The sequence below is a fragment of the Pseudoalteromonas sp. McH1-7 genome, assembly GCF_013366255.1.
GTDB lineage: Bacteria > Pseudomonadota > Gammaproteobacteria > Enterobacterales > Alteromonadaceae > Pseudoalteromonas > Pseudoalteromonas peptidolytica.
In genome coordinates this window covers 12015-30359 of record NZ_JABWPQ010000019.1, presented here as the reverse complement: position 1 = coordinate 30359, position 18345 = coordinate 12015, and the positions used below count along the sequence as shown (strand labels likewise).

The 18345-nt window shown below is 43.6% G+C and carries 16 protein-coding genes; 14 read left to right on the top strand and 2 right to left on the bottom strand.

From position 1 onward, the window contains the following. Window positions 1–96 precede the first annotated feature (96 nt). The 5 genes from HUZ36_RS14040 to HUZ36_RS14020 all read left to right on the top strand — a co-directional run bounded on the left by HUZ36_RS14040 (window position 97) and on the right by HUZ36_RS14020 (window position 6720). Entirely contained in the window at window positions 97–603 is a 507-nt protein-coding gene (locus tag HUZ36_RS14040; protein WP_125251889.1) for a hypothetical protein, read from the top strand. An 88-nt stretch (window positions 604–691) separates the two neighbouring features. After that, window positions 692–919 (top strand): hypothetical protein, encoded by a 228-nt coding sequence (locus tag HUZ36_RS14035; RefSeq protein ID WP_176033180.1) that lies wholly within the window; start codon window positions 692–694, stop codon window positions 917–919. 287 nt (window positions 920–1206) lie between these two features. Then, entirely contained in the window at window positions 1207–1971 is a 765-nt protein-coding gene (locus tag HUZ36_RS14030; protein ID WP_176033179.1) for a T4 family baseplate hub assembly chaperone, read from the top strand. Window positions 1972–2096: 125 nt separating this feature from the next. Continuing rightward, the gene (locus HUZ36_RS14025) at window positions 2097–6062 is read left to right on the top strand and encodes a hypothetical protein (protein ID WP_176033178.1); all 3966 of its coding nucleotides are present in this window, start codon (window positions 2097–2099) and stop codon (window positions 6060–6062) included. A 7-nt stretch (window positions 6063–6069) separates the two neighbouring features. Next, on the top strand, window positions 6070–6720 hold the full coding sequence (locus tag HUZ36_RS14020) for a hypothetical protein (RefSeq protein ID WP_125251885.1): 651 nt from the start codon (window positions 6070–6072) through the stop codon (window positions 6718–6720). Between the two features lie 50 nt (window positions 6721–6770). On the opposite strand, the gene HUZ36_RS14015 is transcribed toward HUZ36_RS14020, so the two are convergent. Next, window positions 6771–7400 (bottom strand): hypothetical protein, encoded by a 630-nt coding sequence (locus HUZ36_RS14015; RefSeq protein ID WP_176033177.1) that lies wholly within the window; start codon window positions 7398–7400, stop codon window positions 6771–6773. 294 nt (window positions 7401–7694) lie between these two features. After that, window positions 7695–7967 (bottom strand): helix-turn-helix domain-containing protein, encoded by a 273-nt coding sequence (locus HUZ36_RS14010; RefSeq protein WP_147390428.1) that lies wholly within the window; start codon window positions 7965–7967, stop codon window positions 7695–7697. 444 nt (window positions 7968–8411) lie between these two features. On the opposite strand from HUZ36_RS14010, the gene HUZ36_RS14005 reads away from it, so the two are divergent. From HUZ36_RS14005 to HUZ36_RS13965, 9 genes are all read left to right on the top strand, one after another. After that, a complete protein-coding gene (locus HUZ36_RS14005) occupies window positions 8412–8963 on the top strand; it encodes a hypothetical protein (RefSeq protein WP_125251882.1) in 552 nt (183 codons plus the stop codon). 234 nt (window positions 8964–9197) lie between these two features. Then, window positions 9198–10352 carry a hypothetical protein gene (locus HUZ36_RS14000; protein WP_176033176.1) on the top strand — a complete coding sequence of 385 codons (1155 nt, stop codon included), beginning with the start codon at window positions 9198–9200 and terminating at the stop codon, window positions 10350–10352. Continuing rightward, window positions 10352–11092 (top strand): phage baseplate assembly protein V, encoded by a 741-nt coding sequence (locus HUZ36_RS13995; RefSeq protein ID WP_128730751.1) that lies wholly within the window; start codon window positions 10352–10354, stop codon window positions 11090–11092. Before HUZ36_RS14000 ends, HUZ36_RS13995 begins: the two co-directional genes overlap by 1 nt. Next, entirely contained in the window at window positions 11089–12969 is a 1881-nt protein-coding gene (locus HUZ36_RS13990) for a hypothetical protein (protein WP_147390431.1), read from the top strand. Before HUZ36_RS13995 ends, HUZ36_RS13990 begins: the two co-directional genes overlap by 4 nt. 119 nt (window positions 12970–13088) lie before the next feature. Continuing rightward, on the top strand, window positions 13089–14447 hold the full coding sequence (locus tag HUZ36_RS13985) for a hypothetical protein (RefSeq protein ID WP_176033175.1): 1359 nt from the start codon (window positions 13089–13091) through the stop codon (window positions 14445–14447). Between the two features lie 43 nt (window positions 14448–14490). Then, window positions 14491–14802: a PAAR domain-containing protein gene (locus HUZ36_RS13980; protein ID WP_125251877.1), complete on the top strand. Its 312-nt coding sequence runs from the start codon at window positions 14491–14493 to the stop codon at window positions 14800–14802. Window positions 14803–14868: 66 nt separating this feature from the next. After that, complete coding sequence (locus HUZ36_RS13975) at window positions 14869–15237, top strand: GPW/gp25 family protein (RefSeq protein ID WP_125251876.1); 369 nt, start codon at window positions 14869–14871, stop codon at window positions 15235–15237. A gap of 16 nt (window positions 15238–15253) precedes the next feature. Further along, window positions 15254–16696 carry a hypothetical protein gene (locus tag HUZ36_RS13970; RefSeq protein WP_176033174.1) on the top strand — a complete coding sequence of 481 codons (1443 nt, stop codon included), beginning with the start codon at window positions 15254–15256 and terminating at the stop codon, window positions 16694–16696. Between the two features lie 17 nt (window positions 16697–16713). Then, window positions 16714–18333 (top strand): phage tail protein, encoded by a 1620-nt coding sequence (locus tag HUZ36_RS13965; protein ID WP_176033173.1) that lies wholly within the window; start codon window positions 16714–16716, stop codon window positions 18331–18333. The last annotated feature ends 12 nt before the right edge of the window (window positions 18334–18345 follow it).

The following is an 18345-nucleotide window of genomic DNA, read 5'->3' as shown; positions in this document are numbered from 1 at the left end:
TGCGCCCCCTTTTTTTAACTTTGTACAATATAAAACTTGCTTTAATATATTGTACAATACACAACGTAATCGTTGTGTAAATACGGAGACTGGTCTATGGCTGATTTTTCGATGGAATCAGTACGTAATGTTGATTGGGCTAAAGACTACTTATGGGACTGCAGGCTCATAGACCGCAGTAACTCTGGGCCGGGGCAGTTCACGAATTGGTTCCCAGCTACAACAGTCAACGAAAATTTAGCAACAACACAAAGCTTTACCTTTGAAGCTTATCTTTCATCTTACAGTGTGCCACAAAGTACCAGTGAGACCACTGTAGATATCAGCTTTATTGATGATAGCGAGCATTCGATAAAGCACTGGATAAGCGACTGGGTAAACAAAGATATTTTTGGTGAGGGTAAATTTGTGCGCACCGCCCATGAATGTGTTCGTTACCTACAAGTAAGAATGTTAGACGCACAAAGAAAGCCAACCAAAGAGACAGTTTACATGGTAATACCTGATGGCGACTTAAATTTTTCAGGCACAAGTGAAAGCGGCAGCCATGAAAATACTATAAGTTTCAAGGTACTGGGTATTTTAAGCCAAACAAAAAAGTGACGGTTCAGAGCCAAACACACACTCTGATCACACGTTGATTAAATTAGACGCACCCACCGATGGTGTACAACCTGTTATGGAGATCCTCATGAGTAAATATCGCTTTATGATCGACACCCCACACGGTCGTTTTAAAACGATCAATGAATACGCATATCACGGCTTGGTATTTAAGAGTCGCAATAACGGTGCTCGAAGCGAAGTTATCTGGATGATGAGTAAAGAAATCGCCCAAAAAGAAGCGATAACACTTGCTAAGTTAGGCTTTCTTATTCAAGGGATCTATCCAGCTGTAGAGTATAGAACCAGTATTTAATACCAATTTACCTTACTACATATTCAATTTGAAGGCGTAAATCTGACACTGACTGCATCAAAAATTGCTATTTAGAGCAACTAAGTAGCAATATTTTTGCTTTGCCTATATGGATGTAGCTAGCTTGGCGACAGCACAACAAGATAGCGGAGTTATTGATACGAATATACCGCCTAAAAATAGCTCACGTAGTGACACAAATTAGTACAAACGCGCGATTATCGTAATAGAAGATTAAAAGGTGTCGCCAATAGATGGTGGCAAACTGAGACTGAGGTAATGATACGATGAATGAATTACAACAAGCACTAGACAAAGAAAGCAACCTACCTGATACCATGGTAAAAGTGGCACAATTGCCCTCTCGTGGTTTAGCTTACCCTGTTGGAACAGAAATACACTACAAGCCATATACATTTGGCGAAGTAAAGATGTTTTCCCAGGCACAAGGCACAATGTCTAGTGCAAAAAGCACAGAAAAAATCCTGAATGGTATTAGCGTAGAAGGAATGGATCGCGAAGACATCACATTTTTTGATTTTTTATACATTGCCTTGTTACGTCGTTTGAGCACAATGAATGCCGTAGAGTTTAATTTGAATGTTGAATGTCCACAGTGTCAACATAGTGTGCAACATCAATTTGGCTGGGAAAATTTGCAATTTGAAGACCTAGCGGCACCTAAATTACCCGTTATCGCTGATTTATGTGGCATGACAGACGTTAAATTTAAACCCCTCACGGTCGGCCAGTATTTAGAGTTGACTCGACGCAATGCCGATGAAGACCCAGTCGCTATCGCTGCAATGCAGTCATCTCTTGATTACAAGTTGGCATATAATTTATTTAACAATGCCATTGGCGATGACGCGGCCACACTAGAGGACATCGACAAGTTTTTATATCACGATTTAAAACCTATGGCGGTAACTTGTGCCAATACTGAATGTGGCATTGTTTTTTCAGCTTCTCTAGACGATGAGGCGGCCCTTATCAATCCCTTTCGCAAATCTGAACCAACTACTGGAAGTCGAGTTCGGTTTGGCAATTAAGCAGATATTGTCTCCCACCGAACTGGCCAAGTTCGATTTTGGTATGGCAATGCTGCTACAACAACGATTACGTAAATACTTAGACTCGGGCCAGTAGACCGAGTCATTACATTTTGGAGACTTGTATGGCTAACATCGCTGTGCGCCACATTGACAAATTACGTCAGTCAAATGCGCTAAGCCTCCCTAATTTGGGTAACGTCACAACTATTAACAGCACGCAGCCAAGCGGTATTCGCATTTTTGAGCCGCGCCAAGCGCAGCCTCAAGAGTTCGCGGTGCTGGCAAAACGCTTGCAGTTAGCTTTTGCTCGCTTCAAAAGCCCCTCCCCCAATACGAGACAGGCTAATACTCCTATCTCCAATGGGCAATCATACCCAACTCTAACTACACTCCCCAAAAATATAGCGACCGGTTTGATCAATGCCGTGGTAAGGGGCCTTACTGTCCAATTGCAAGCTCTGAACCTGGATGAACTAAAAACGGCTCAACATAACACAGGACAGTCTCTACAAAATGTTCCCCATGCGCTGAATATAGATAAGCTCCTTCAAGGGCAAGATCTGTCAATCGAGGCATTGCGCGCCACAATGAAAATGCTTGGGCCAATGATCAAGGCTTTTAATGCCAAGCAGCAAAGCGATCATCCAATTTTAGTTCAGGATATCGCGAGACAATATAGTGCACAGTTACAATTAAGCAAAGATCAAAGCCAGCGAGCACAGTGCCACTCGGCCTTAGATTTATTGTCACAAAATGCCGCTGCTGATCACGCACAGCTCAATGTATTAACTCATATGGATAGCACGCTCACAGAACTTGCTAGCCATATAAAAGCGCAGAGTGAGAAGCAACAAAAGCAATCTCAACAATCTCGGGCATTAAAAAGCGCCAGACGAAGCTCAGATCTGCACAACAAAGAAGATAACTCAGACACCACAAAAGACAAGCCAAGCTTGTTCAACATCGACAAAAAAGAGTTATTTAAGGTTGCACTGGGCACAGTTGGGCTTGATGACTTACCAGAACTGGTTAATTTTGATGCGCTTTTCACCAGTCAAAAAGGTGCAGGAAAACAGTCATCTGACGTTAATCAAGTCGCACCAAATAGCAGTACAGCAACCGTTGCAAAACGCGCTTCACAAGCGGCTGTTATGCTTGCACCAACTGACACCGCAATGATGCGGGGCAATACTAGCAGCACCGTGATTTCAACAAAAGCTGCGCTCATTGGCGTAGGCACCGCACAATCCACCTTTGATCCGTCAGTGCCCAAACACCACAGCCAAAACAAAAACACTCGACAACCAAATTCTGAGATACAAAGTCGCTCACAGCTCCCCGTGAGTGCAGCAAAAGCCGCCGTGCCCACTCAACAGCACGCAGAGGAAACACACGCGCTACTCAATGCGGCATTACGTAGCCTCAGCACGCAGTTGCAGGCGATTGCCAAAATAAACGGAACAAAGTCGAGCGCGCTTACCTCTGTAAATATAGACACGCTACTCAAGGGACAGCGTTTAGAGACTCACTCTCTTCGTCAGTTGCTGTCCGATTGTGCGCCCTTGATTAGTGCATTTAATCAGCAACAAAAAAGCACTACGCCCATCACGCAAGGGCGTATGACCAATAGCTATAAAGAAATGCTAGTTGATGCACCAAAGCCACAGCAGGCGATATTACAGACACTTATTAAACAATCAACCTCACCACGCCCACAAGAGCAAATAGCTCCCCCTGCTCTAGCTAAGCTCAATATTCTAGGTACAGTAAATGAGGCCTTTGCACGGCTGCAAACGCAACGAGTAACAGCAACTAGACAAGCGACAAAGCCGCGACATAAACCCCAGGTTAATCGCGAGGCTTCAAATAGGCGCGCAGAGCAGCAGTCGATTTTGAACATTGACAAGCATGAATGGTTACGTGTCGCACTTGGTACACTCGGTCTTGATGACCTACCAAATATACTCGATCTCAAAGCATTGTTTAGTGGCGGTAACCCTAAGACTGCCAAACTGGATAAACGTATTGCCAAGCCACAAAACAAAAGCTTGGCTAAGCGTGTGATGGGGTCAGTGACAGAGCTTTTTGCGACCAGGCAACCACCTGGCAACACGGCCAAATCTACCCACGGTCAAAAAACGATTGCACCACCACAAGGTCGCGTTAAAACCACCGCGCTGCTGGGAGGGATCACTGCGAGCGACGTTAACCCTAATGCGTCTGTCTCTACAAAAAGTGTTGCAGCACCCAAAACACTGCACCTGAACAATGCCCAAATTACCATTGATAAAGGCAGCACGCTAGTTATTCAAGGTGACAAGCGAACTTCAGCTGCTCACCAGAATATTGCCCATACGAACCAACAAAGAGCAAACCAAGCACGTACGTCAGCTCAAGGTAAGCAAGCACATCAAAAGCGCGCGCATCAGGTGAAAGCTAATCGCACTACTTGGGCAGCCGCTCCTACACAGTCTTTAGCCAAACTAGCAACTGAGTATTTGCCATTACATGTCACCCACGTAGCCAATCCAGATAAACGCCCAACAACAAAACTGTCTCCCCTACATGGGAGGATGAGTTTGCGGTTATTGTCAGGTAACAGCAAAGCACCAACGCGCAGCAACACACGACCTCGATTAACGACGACAACAGGCTTGCTGAACAAGTATGAAGTTATCACTCAGGTCGCCAGCCTGTTTGGTGCATCATTAGCCCACGACACTGCTAAAAACGCAGCCAGTCAAATGGATCCACGCTCTACTCGAATTCAAGGTCAACAAGGCAATATCACGGGCCGACTTCTTAATCTGGGCGCTTCGTTATTCGCTGAACAAAAGGAGTCGCTGTCAGAACTGAATCAAACATTACGCTTGTTCAAAACCATACTTCCAAAGGATGGCTCAGCGGATAATTTATTAGGCAATTTACTAGACAAGCATACCAGCAAACGAGAGAAGCGCACTAATCGTAAACGGAATGGCCGCAGCAATAAAGCGAGACCTACGGTAGTGAAGCGTCTCGGCACTGGTCGCTCCTTTATATCTACATTATCAAGAGGCGCAAGCGCTGCAGTTTCAGGCATAGCATCATTAGCGACAGGTGGAATGGCCGCACTCAGCGGTGCACCGGATACTAGCCATAAAAAAGCGCATAGAAGAGAGGCTAAGCCTCGTCTTGGATCTGAAGTAAAAGCGCAAAGCCGACGCAGGAAAACAACCCAAGGTAAATCAACGGTGAGTAAGGCTCTATCGCATACCAGTAAGTCTATTTCAAGCCGACTCCCATCAATGAAAGGGTTGGGGCGAGCAGTACTTGGAGGAGCTAAACTTGTTCCAATAGCAGGTCAAGCACTCACGGCGGGTTTAGCTTTACTAGATGGCGCAGCTGGATGGCAACGTGCAGATGAAAACTTTGCACTGCAAGCAAATGAAAAAGCCAGCACAGGTCAGAAAGTCGCATCAGCAGCTGGCTCTATTTTGTCCGGGATCTCATTTGGTCAACTGGATGAAGGAAATACCGCGCGCACTTTGTACGATGTTGGCTCTAAGGTGGTGAACCTTGGCAGTCACCTATTTTCAGGGCTTTTTTCCAACGACCCTCAGGGTACAACGAAAAGTTCAAAATCACAGTCAACTCGTTTAATCAAAGCCGCCGCAATACCGTTGACGATGATGACACAACCACACACACAGGCAGCCACCACCCCAGCATCCGGTCAGATGATGGTACAGCAACACATACCGACGCATAGCTCACGCGTTCACACAGCAGCCAAACACGAGCAAAGTAAAGAGAAAAGGGAACAAACAGAAGTTGCCAACCTTGCATCATCACTGCAAATAGATACCAAAACATCGATACCAGAGCCACTTAACGACCAAGTTCTGCGCAAAGATACACTCTCGCACGTGGTCAACACACAGGCCACTGCGAAGAAATTGCCAGCAAGTAGTACTGTAAAACCGGTGTCTGCATCACGCAAGTCGGTGCAATTAAATCGCCCAGCAAGTCGTTCAACACCAGCTCAAAGTAGTTTTGGCATCGATGACTATGGGATTGCGATAATGAACAGTATCTTATTCGATTAGAGGTTATATGAGCGACTATACACTAGATTTAGAAGCACTCGAGTCTGGACAAGTACCAGATGCTAAACTGTATATTGTGACCCCAAACGACTCAATCACAGGCTTCCTCACCGAAGCAGTGACGGTTGCGGGCGCCGCACAATGGGAGGGCAAACAACCGGGACATTTAGAGTCTGCCGATGAAATCTCCAGAACTGCGCACAGCGCGTTAAGCCTATTTGGCATGGCACCCTCACAAATGTCGATGACATCTATTGCATCGACACGAAAGCACTGGCTATCAAGTGAATCGCCCTCCATTCCAATCAACTTTCTCATTGTCGCATATAAAGATGGTATGGATGTAAGACAAAAGGTAGCTGCGCTTTTAAAAACGGTTTACCCATCAGGGCCTGCTGCGTCCATTGCGGGCGTTGACTTATTCTTAAGTGCACCTAACAACTACAAATTTACTGGGCTGGACTCAGCCTCGGGGCTGATAAGCTTAAAAATAGGCCGTTGGTTTGAAGCCAAAAACTTATTAATGGAAGATGTCTCCGCCACTTTCAGCAAACAGGTGACACAAAATGGTTACCCGTTGTATGCCGAAGTGTCGTGCACTTTAACGCCATGGAAGTTGCTCACAGCCGATGAAGCCATTGAAATGATACAAGTGTAAAGGGAGAAGTTGGTTGCAGCATGTTACTTACTGCAACCAAAATAAGTGGTTTAACGTTGCTGTGCGCGCAGCTGACGGGGTTTAACATACAGGGCATAAACCGACAAGACGATGATGCTAATGGTGATACTGTTTAGTATATTTTTAATGGGCAGATAAAGATCGTAAATAAAATACACATTCCAAAATGGTTCGGCGATTTGCCTGCTTACCCCAAACTCGTGCAAATTTCGTAGTAAATTTTCTGAAAAAGCAGCAACATCTATAACTAGAAATCCTGCGAATACAACAACTAAACATGAGTCAGTAAAGATTTTATAACTCAATTCTTGTGCATATCCCTGCTTTTTCAACACATAGCGAGATATTTTGTCACGATTATACAACGCCCATATTACTATAGAGTCGAGCATAGAATGGATCATATAAATTACCGCATTACCAAAAAATGACGAATAGACCCAATACTTAAAGAAAATAAAGAACACTAGATATTCAATGAGTGTAATGATTAATAAGATACAAGATATATGTGCAATATTTATATTCCGCCAATTGGTCACTGTCACGATTAATAAGACACCAATTAACACATTTCTTGATACCGTAGCACTATCAACTATTGCAAAAAGTGCAGAGACAACTACCACTACGAGTATATATAAGTGATTACGGCTCACTTACTTTCTGCCTTTTATTATTACAGCGCTGATAAGTTCCAGTATTCAGCTACTTAGGCCTAACTTCCTTTGGAAGTTGATCACCACCACTACCACCAGACACGTTTTTAAGAGTATCATAACAAACAATTATTTTAAGCTGTTTACGTATATTCTTAGCCATCAAAATATTCTTAAGGTTACAAGTCAAATAAATTAAATAAAACACATATGCCTAATATATCGAACCACAATAGCACAGGTAAAAGCGGGGTTAATTTGGTTTTTGTACAACATTATTTATGAATAAGGCGGTCACAGCGTGTTGTCTTTTTTACGCGCACGGATCGGCCGCTCACCAATTGACTCTTTTAATTCCAAAAAGGGTTGCCACCAACTGTGCTTAATTAGCCCAGCCTGCTTTAACCAAATACCTACGTACTTATGATCGACAGTCTCAGTAATTGAATTTTCTAGGGTCCAGTAATGATTTTTAGAGATACCGACTAGATCAGCCATTTGAGCCTGCGTCAAACGCATCCACTTTCGGAGTCTCCATAAATCATCCCCTGTGAATTGGTACTTCAAAAGGCTCTCCAGTATATAAAAACCACTACTAGCGTTCCAATGCTTACACTCAGCACACCTTCAGCTCAATAAATAGGATAACATTTAAGCTAACTCTAATTAACATAGGTAGATTAACATAACTGAATCTATCTCTGTAGCCTTATTTATCTGAACTAGAGGACATACTATATGTCTCAAAGAGGTCAGCAACTGCTCACACTCTTCGTTCTAAAAAACACAAGACCAAAGAAAACAGGTTTACCATGTACGCGTCGAAGAATACACGTAACATAAGTAAATGGAAAGCCCAACACTATGTTTCAATTAAAAAAGTTCAAAAATCATGGATTCTTTAACTTTTTTTCATATAGGCTTCCACTTGCTACCAACTGGTGCGCCAAACCGAGATGTAGCGCTCTAGTTGGTGAAATAAAACAACTCTGAGAAAGGAGTACAATCTCTATGTATAAATCAGATTATCTTAATACATCAAGTATGCTTACAAGTCTCGCTGGTCAGCACGCTACCCTAAAGGTTAACAACCACCACAACGTGTTTCCTATCTCGACCATTAAACGTGACAGCCAGTCACAGCTTGACTCTAGTTTACAGCACACGAATGTGACTTATACACGAGCCTTAAAAGGTCTTATTCAGGAGCGCTTTTTAAAAGACTATGAGGCGCTATTATTCAATATATTAACCGCGTTTAATGGCGCTCCTAACATTGTTAACACACGTTACAAAGTAGCGCTTGTGACAAACCATGAACAACATCTGAGTGAGTTCGTGTGCGATCAGCATGGTCTCGCTTCATCTGCCATTATTTTACTTTATAAAGATAATGCACAGGGAAACATAGTACCCATAGCAAAGTGGCTACCAGAGAATGATTTGCAAAATCACTTTTTGAAAAAAGTAGCGCAAACATTTATCCGCCATTATCAACCATCTGTCGGTAAAAAAGGCCAAGCGATAGTCAGAAACTGCCTCGCTTTTAATATCGGATTATAATAAAAAACAGCAGAGAAAAGCCCTTGTTGAGCCGCTCTCTGTTATACCTGTTAACATCAAGGTCGACACCAAACACAATTATTATTCACTGACATAATAAAGCTGAAACAGGTGATCCTTGGCAACAACTATTGTACAATATAAATTACTATCCTTATTCAACGCAGTAAGCTAGCATACAGACGAATTAATTCACACAGTTGGTTTTCCAGCACCTAATGAGACTTGATAAGTATGTTGAAAATTGAAGGTCAATACGAGTTAAACCTCGAAATTGGCGGTGTATCTTTGGCCGATTCTCAAGGTAACCTAGATATCCAAGAAATTGAGATGATAGAGACCGTAGGTACCGCCTTACCAACAATCAGCGCAACGCTGATCTGTCGTGATAAAAAAGTCAGGGCTTTGTTTCACGAAGGTAATAGACTCAATGTCATGTTTCGTCGCAACGAAGATGACAGTGATGGGGTTGTGACGTCATTTCAAGTCACTAACGTCATGGTAAAGCGCATTGCGAGCCACTACCTTATTAAATTTACCGGAATTTATGCGGCAATGTCCTATTTGGCAGAGCATCGCCAAAGGGCGCTAAAAGAAAAATCGGCAATAGAAGCAATTACCACGATTGCCAAAACGCATTTCAAAAAGGTAGATAGCAATCTCGCTAAGTCACAAGACCGACAAGTTTGGTTGCAACCAAATGATACCGATAAAAAATTTATTTCTGACATCTGGCTTCATGCTAACTTACCAGACTCTATGCTCATGCTTGCTCCTTGTACCAACGGAGATTTTCGTATTCGAGATTTAAAAACCTTGGTCAGCAAAGCACAGCCTAATTGGGCGTTTTTACCAAACGTGAAGGACAATGCAGACGACAAAAACATTTGGTATAGCGGTGAATATACAATCAATACCAATAGTGGTTTTATCAACCATTGGTTAGGTTATGGCAATCGAGTAGACATCACTGATAGGGACTTGGGTGAATACGAGGAATTACTCGAAATGCCTACGCCAAAGCTCACCAAATCAAATTTATTTCCGCGACGCTCAGATATCGATGGTAGGCGCAGCACACCGCAATGGCTGAACGACAATGTGCACCCCAAATACTGGCATGCACACCAACAAAACATCACATCGCTGGCGCTATTTAGTACCGTCACCGTAACGCTTTCGTATTCTGATCAACTACACCCACAGATGCGCGTACTGGATCTTGTCTCTTTCTTAGAACCAGACAGCACCAATGCTGCCACTGACGAGACCCACACAGGTTTATATATTATCAGTAAACTAAGTCGCAAATTTGCCAACAATCACATCGTCACGACCGTTGAGCTTAGCCGTGAAACTCATGAAGATATTGCTGGAGAGATACGCTAATGGGGCTAATAAAACAATCTGATTGGCTACGTCCGAGAAATGCTCTTCAACGCCAATACGAAGGGACTGTGGTTGATGTAAAAGACCCCAGAATGTTAGGTAGAGTCAAAGTTTCTATTGAAGGCCTCATGGATAGCAAGTTTATCGATATCGATGATTTACCTTGGTGCTATCCTCAATTACCCGCACACCTTGGCAATAATGCGTTTGGCAGCAGCATGTATGTACCAGAGCTACACTCTACGGTATTAGTTGAATTTCCAGAAAAGAGTATCTACCACCCAGTATACCGTTGGCGCGTCAGTAACCGCCAAACGCGCCCAACGGATTTTCAAAGTGAGTATCCTCATCGATATGGCGAAGCAGATGCTCATGGCAATAAATCTATTACCAGTCACGCACCAGGTCTATCATTCAAGGAGTCGCGTCAGCAAGATGGCAGTCAGACATTTAACGATAATGAACGCAGTGTCACTTTACTCAGCGATCCACATGGCACCTTAGTTGAGTTTGATAGAGAAAACCAAAAGCTTTATGCAAGCTTTGCGGGGGTTGAACTCACTATAACTAAAAACGGTATCTTTCTTAATACACCTTCTTTGATGATCAACAGTGCGGATGCTATTTCATTGCTAGCAAGCAACGGAGTGGATGTCGCAACGGCACAAAATGGCATTGGTTTTGAAAACATAATCAATCAAATCATAGGTCAAGGCAATCCAAAAGGAGATAAATCATGACACATCCCAACAGAATACTGCATCGTAAGGATGTAGAAGCGGGTGTCATTGACAACAATCCCTACCCTGCCGATCTCAAGCCTGCACAGCTTGAAACAGGTAACGCCATTGATCATCTGACAACAGGAATATTTAACGAACAACAAAGCTCAGCTCCCATATTTGCAACTGAGCGTTCACTTAAATACCCAACTTTCAGTTTGCACGGTAAAGCCGGTAATTTAAATATAGATAAAGACGGCACCTATCAACTCAATGGTTGTACAATACAATCATTAAATTATGAAACGCCGGCAACTATTATTTTGCGTAATAGCTCTATTGCCGCTATTCAAGGGAAAATGAAAAACCAAAGTCCTGATGCAAAGATCCGCTTTATTTTCATTGATAGCACATTAGAAAACATCAAAGACAGCGAGCACTTTTTTATCAGTTTAAATGGTCTGTCTAGTTGGAACGGCAACATGTCTAAATGCCGCTTTGGGGCCGTCACTATGTTACAAACTAAGGATTGGATCACAGAGCATAATGTATTGGATTGTGAGCACATTACCATGAGCTTTTCCATGGGACCTCATGCCAAAGTACTGCCTGTGGGGACATTTTTTGCCAAAAACTCAAAACACTGTCGCTTTCAATTCCATGGTACTGACCTCACTATGAACAATAGCCAAGCGATATTGTTCAACAACTGTAGCCATATATTATCCCAACATCATGGCGCAAAGATAAATGCGGGTGCAACTGTTGCCAAGTCCGCCAACCAAGTTGCCATTACACTGCATTCAAGTAATTTAGAAGTCGATAAATGGCTCTTTAAAGATCTGCAAGGTCCAGTGTTGTCGGCGATCAATTCTACTATCAAAGTTAACTCATCAGCCGATAGTGGCATCATGTCAGGCTGTGACGATAGCAAAGTGTATATCGGTCACAACACGCAATGCAGCGCCAGTAATGTGTTATCGGGTAAAAACGGAGTGTTGCAGGTGCAGCATGCTTCGATAAAAGCGACCCAAAGCATTATCGATGGGACAGCCTGTAAAGTAGAACTACACAATGCCAATTTGGAAGCTTCAGGGAGCGACACTGCAATCATATTATCCAACAACAGTTCCTTGTTGAGTTACAATAGCGACGTAAAAAGCCAAAAAGTAGCGTACACAATAACAGAGAGCATTGTGCGCATTGACGGCGGTAAAGTGCAAGGTGACACCAATGCCCTAAACCTAACCAAGTGCTCAAGCGCGCTATCGATGGTAAATATAACCAGCTCAGATACTGATATTTTACTCAACCAAGGCAGCTTGAACATAGAGGGCGGATCTTTAAGCCAGTCATTAACCGCATCCAAAACCTCCTCGTTAACAATGAGTGGTGTCAACGTAGGAAAAAACATTAGCGTTGCTGATGGTGCAAACACTACTTTACAAGGTAATACCGTGGGCGGCGATCTCACTATCAGTGGTGGCCACTATCAAGGTTCTGGCAATATTTTTTCAGGTAAAGGTAGCGTTTCTGCAGCGATGGGCACTATCGGTAAAGATAAATTCGGTAAGGCACTGTCTCTCAAGGGTGTCCACATGCTCAGTGAAGTCAACGCAGCTAATGTGAGTAATACCGGATTTATGCTACTTGAAGGTGGCAGCGGCTCATCGAGTCTTGCTAAAACCAAACGGGGCTGGCACGTAACAGGCTCGATGGACTGGGTCATAGATAAAGATCTCTTTATGAACGTGGGTAAGAACCTCGATTATCGCATAGCACAAAATGCAAACTATAAAGTTGGCAAAAATCTTAGCTACAAAACAGGCAAAACAGAAACACACAATGCAGGCACACAAATCGCATTGAAGGCACCAAAAATTACTGAGAACTAATGAAATGAGGATTTATCCTCCCTTCTCACTATTGTACAATATATAATTAAGCTGCTCATACGCGAGCAAAATCGATGTTAGCATAATTACGCTTTTTAAATGAGACTTGAGAAACGACTATGACGGATCAGCTACCTGATGGCATCAGCCAGCGCTTAAATGAGCTAAGCACACAAGTGTTGAACGCCCATCCAGATTTACAAACGCTTTGTGACATCAGTATTGTCAACACACGACAGCAGCTCATCGCAGATATTAATACAATCAGCAACGACATGAAGTCGCAAATGCGCCAATTGGGCACATTTTACACTGCCATGAGCACCAATGGACGCGCGGTAGAGATATCCAATGACGAATTTCTTTATCAAACGATTGGCGGAATGAGCCGCTTATTTGCTTCAATTGCCAACGGGGAGTATTTCGAGCCACTACGGGCGCCGCTTTTCGAACTTACCCAACTGTCTGATTGTAATGCTATTGCTTCGCAGCTCACGAATATTCGTAATACTTTGTATTCATTAAAAAATATCACTCAAGAGCTGCTCGATTTTGCAAAAATAGTCAATGAGTTGCTGTCAACCGCCATGCAACATTTAGCGCAACTAATGATGGAAATAGGCCAGCTCACGGAGCCTAATTCTCCATTTGAGCACTGCTTCACTGCTGTGGCCACCTACAGTCAAGACATAAAGCAAAATTATTTTAATATTCAGCAACTCCAAGCAGGACTTGAAGACGGTTCAATTGACGATGAAGACATTGGACTCTGGGCCACCAATAAGGCAAGACATGCCACTCAACTCTCAGAGCGATTGATTGAATCAAAGCAAGCGCTCAGTGGGCCTGCACAGCAAAAACTAGAGACCGAGATTGAACGCTTTATCGCTAACGACTCGGTGCAGCCTAACGAGCCAACCCCGTCAGTGGACTTTTCATCTCATAGCTGGCGCGCTTTGCGTGGTGAATGGCAGTGGCTCGGCGAAAACGAAGTGGTGCTGAGTGATTCGAGCTACTATCGGCGCGGATACTATTTGTATAATGATATTAACGATCCAGATTGGCGAGGGAGTTTAACCGTGCATCTAAAAAGCACGGCGCTGCATCGATACGCTGCCGGTTTTTGCCTAGGCTATGACCATGAGGAACAACTGATCAGTATTGTTAAAAGAGGCATTGGCGGCGTAATGAGTGTGGCTGTTGATCAAGTCACCTTCAACACACCAACCGACTACGTACCTTTGGAAGATAATAGCAGCGGCCAATCGTTTCAAACTTGGTCAGAAATAGAAGGAGTAGAGCTGAAACTCATCAGCGATGACTCAGGCTTCAGCGTGCTGGCAAGAGAGGTAAACACTGACACACCGTGGGATCAACTCCATTTTGACAGAGCCGAGTTTGCAGAGCTTGAGCTTGGCTTAATTACATTTGGCCAAGAAATTCAGTTTGAGTTGATTTCCAGAGTAGACGCTCAGTGATTATTGTACAATATTATTAACTTTCCGCTACGAGAGGTTTATTATGGTATTACCAGCACTAAACAACGCGCGACTAGGTGACAGGTGGGTTGGCATTTGTGTATGTCACCCAACCCCCATTCCAATGACAGGGACAATTTTACGCCGAGGCGCAAAGACCGTCATTGCACAGGGTAAACCAAAAGCACGGTTCGGCGATATTACCTCATCTTCATGTGGTCACAAGGGCGTTATTGTCACAGCGTCAGGGTTTACTAGGGCTGAGAAAAAAAATGATGCTCGGATCACTGACTTGGTGACAGGGTGTAATATTGGCGTCATAGTGTCAGGTGCCAGTAAAGTCAAAACGGCCTAGATAAACGCGCCAATCAGATAAATTGTACAATGTGCTTCTAATGAGACTAGATATTGGAGTTTTTAAATGGCGTTATATAGTGACGTTAATCAATGTGATATGTTTACTGAACATCTCGTCTCTGACGAAGAGTCCGTACAGCAAGCATTAAATAACCTATTTAATACACGTCTCGGTGAGCGCGTATTCCATCCAGAATACGGGATGGATATTGAACATCTATTGTTTGAAATAATGGATGACGAGATTGCTTTTAATATTCAACACAGGCTGAATAATGCCATCACCCAGTTTGAACCACGCGTCGTTATCATGTCTTTAAACGTGGAGATGATACCTGACGAGCATATTTACTCTGTGAACTTACTTTATAGTATCAAAGGCTTAGGTGATAGAACCTTTACCTTCACAAAAAAACTGCAGACCAAAGATTAACACGAGGTAATGCCCCATGTCACAAGACTTGATCCAGCCTGACTCGTTCAGCTACGAACAAATACTGAACGATCTCACCGGCAAATTAGAAGAAAAATACTCCGAAACCGATGGTGCTTGGCGCGACTTTTACAAATTTGGTACCGGGCAAATTATTCTAGAATTACTCTCTGCAGTCGGTTCATTTACCACATATTCTGCACTTGCAAATCGACGAGAGGCATACCTACACGAAACTCATTTAGAAAGCTCAGCTCGCGCAATCGCGGGGCCTCTTGGCTACTCTGCATATCGTGGTAGCAACGTGAGCCTGCGTTTATCCATTTACACCTCAAGTGTCACCACTATCAAAAAGTTCGACAAAGTCGGTGAATACGAAGATGAGTCTGGCGTATATGATTTACTCTCATTGGGAGATTATACGATTTCTCCGCCAAGCAGTGAAAATGCACTACCGACACAAATCGATGTTGCCATTGGACAACTTGCCACAACATCTATCATATTGCCTACCTCTAAACCGCAAGTATTTAGATTTACAGAAGAAAATGTCAGCGAGCACTTTGAATTAAAGCTCAACAATAAAGCCGTGCCGCACAGTGAAGATGTCATAGATCTGATCAATGGCAAATATGTTTGTATCACCAACACGGTGGGTTCCATTGATGTAATGGCTATTAATGACTACCTAGCAGATACCGATAAGTTCAGGGCCGGATATGAATTGTCACTACTGTATATTCAACTGCATGAAAACAAGCGCGTGCAGTTGACCAATATTAACCTAGAAGTCGGCACGTTAGAGAACGTGGCGATCGCGAGTCGCTATCAAGGTCCAGATACCGTCGGCGAGATACAGGTAAAAGGCCCGCTTCGCCACGAAACCGGGCGTGTGATAAGAGGCCGTCACGACTATATGAAGCGCATCACTGAAGTGCTCCCAAATGCCATTGATGTACGAGCTAAAGATTTAGATTCAGCAAAGCAAATGATCGCCTATATTATTGACACCGAGCAGCCTCTCACCGAAGCGGAAAAAGAAAACGTAATAGCACAGGTCGCACCGGAAGAAAATCGCCCGATGGGTGTAACACCGCCAGTATTGGTAAGTGGTCGTGTTGTAGAAGTGATCTTAGAAGTACAGATCATCCCTAAAAAAGGTAATCAACTCCCCTCTTCGATTGATATCGATGTGCTCCAATCTTTGGCTCAATTTGAAAACCGCTTAGGTCTAAAGCTAGATTCTTTTGACGTAGAAAGTGCCATTCTAGCTGATCTCCCTTACGCCAAGGCCGTGCGCATAGAAGTGCTCCCAGCCCCCGATCTCAGCGATGAAGAACTGGAGCAATGGCAACCACTTAACATTGCTTGGAGTGAGTATTTCAAATTCATGCCACGTGTGTCGCTATATGACTCAAGTAAAAGCTTTGAAGCGACTTCAGGTCCCGCTCAGCGTTAGTGCATATGGAGAGTGAGATGCAAAATTCTTTTATTGATATTCAAGGGTTAGTACCGGAAAAGCTGCGAAATAAGCCGCTATTTAAAGACGTGATCGACGCCCTAGAACATATCTATTTTGAGCGGACAAACAATGTTCAAGAACATTTGGAAGCAATTAGGGATAAGTACGCCACTTACTTAGTGCTAGCCAAACAACCTGCCTCAGACATATTTCAAATCACAGGTTACCCAAACGACACCATCATTGAACCCAGTGTGTACATGGATGAACCGCTGATTAAACGACAAGTCGCTGAATTGAGTTTTGGCACAGGTACACATCAATTCATCGCACAAGCACTATCACTAGAGCCCATCAGCCACATCGTTGCCGATGAGGCAGTCGAATACATCAAGCAAATTACACCGTTACAACGCAACATGAAAGAGGGCTATTTCGAAGAAAATGCCCTATATGAAATAAAGTGTGCTGCACCTGTACGTTTTGAGTATTTGGGTTTGTCTCATGGCCATCCAGTTCCAATTGATTCCATCAAATGCGAGACACTGGGCTTAGTATACCAATTCAACGACTTACGAAACTCCGATTTGTATGCGTTAGAACCGGGTTTTAAGTACCGAATTCAATCAGCTGCCGAAGGGTTTGAGTGGGTTATTCAAGGCAAAAAATACACCCAAGAAGACCTTGACCTAAGTCGCAACCGAAACAGTCAAATTATTTCTGAGTTCGGGTATCAATATCTCACCGATGCGTTGAACATGAGTCCTCTAGATGTAGCACTGGTGCGCTCATTTTTAACGGCCATTCACCAGCTAAAAGGCTCCAGAAAAGGGGTTGAGCTGATGCTCGATTTGCTTGAGCTTAAAGAATACGTACAACTGTTTGAGTGGTGGGAAGATGATCCGACAGGCGAAACCGCTGATGAAATGACCTATCGCGCGGAAGTCGATCTGACCAAAAACAACGATAAGTTGACAGGCAATGCACTGCAAGCACTGAGACTCTTTTTGCGTCAATACGTTTACCCGGTGATGAGTGACTTTGCACTACTCATCAATTTTGTTGATGAAAAACTACGCACCGCATACAACATTCTACCTCATCAAACCCTCGATGGGACAGTACAATCACCACTGGTGTTGGGGGTGCATTATCGCGCAAATCATACGCTCGAAGGAAGTGTCGCCTCTCCAGTGATGCTAGATGTCAGAGGTCTATTGGAGCGTGAGTACTTAGCCACCATGACGAGTATTGTACAAGAGTATACTTGCTCAGTAAGTACAGAAATTAACACAGCCGTCAACGTGCTCACAGACCGAGAAATTCCAGGTGCCACATCAACAAGCGTGTTGTTTGGCATGGCAGGTGTCGGACTCAGTCAATTTTATGGCTACACTGTCAGCCCTATCGTTACCAGTGTGGTTGGCTTGGTTCATCAAGATTTGCTTGGCTACACGAAAGAAAGAGAACAGGAGCAAACCCTTACAGTCACACTTAATGCCAACATCGTAGGCACAAAAGGCATAGTAGCACAGACACTTAGAAGCTCTTTACCTTCACCTTTAATGTGCATGATAGTCGGACAATTGGACCGAGAGTTTTCGGGTAACATACACAGTGTGCCGCCAGACTAGCCGAATCATGTA